At 67.6% G+C, this 680-nt stretch carries 1 pseudogene; it reads left to right on the top strand.

Annotated features, from left to right (window positions below):
* Positions 1–369, top strand: a pseudogene (locus CCN33_RS33135) (HAD family hydrolase); the annotation flags it as partial.
* Positions 370–680: the final 311 nt, after the last annotated feature.

Genomic DNA, 680 nt, shown 5'->3' with positions numbered 1-680 from the left:
TGGTGGTCGGCGAGGACGGCTGCTTCACCGGCGAGGTGGAGTACTACGCGTACGGCCCCACCAAGGCCGAGGCCATCCGCGAGCTGGCCGCCTCCGAGGGGTACGACCTCGACCGCAGCTTCGCCTACAGCGACTCCGCCACCGACCTGCCCATGCTTCAGGCCGTAGGCCACCCGCACGCCGTCAACCCCGACCGCGCGCTGCGCCGGGAGGCGGTCTCGCGCGGCTGGCCGGTGCTTGAGTTCCGCAAGCCGGTGCGGCTCAAGCAGCGCCTGCCCTCGCTGCACGCACCCCGCCCGGCGGTCGTCGCNNGCCGCGACCGCGGGTCTCGTCTGGTACGCCAGCAAGCGCCGGGGCGCGACCGCCTGACCGGAACTCAGCGGCGTCCAATTGACCCCTGTTTGAACCTAAAAGTAAAGAAGTTCGGCCAGGGGTTTCGCTCGTCACGAGGTTGCAGTACAAAGGTTTTACGGCCTGCGGGACCTGAGGACATCCGAGAGGATTCCCTACCACTACGCATCTGGGCCCCACGGACCTTGCATGAACACCGGGCACCCACGCGACGTCGGACCGTCGATTACGGGCCTGCTGCACCAGGGCCGGGCAAAGACCCCGACCTGATGAGCAACATATCGAGGACGCTTGGTAACCCGGTGAACATGCCAGCGGCGGTACGAGGA

Source organism: Streptomyces recifensis (assembly GCF_002154615.1).
Taxonomy (GTDB): domain Bacteria; phylum Actinomycetota; class Actinomycetes; order Streptomycetales; family Streptomycetaceae; genus Streptomyces; species Streptomyces griseoluteus.
The sequence above is the reverse complement of the archived record's forward strand: the minus strand, read 5'-3'. Positions and strand labels throughout refer to the sequence as shown.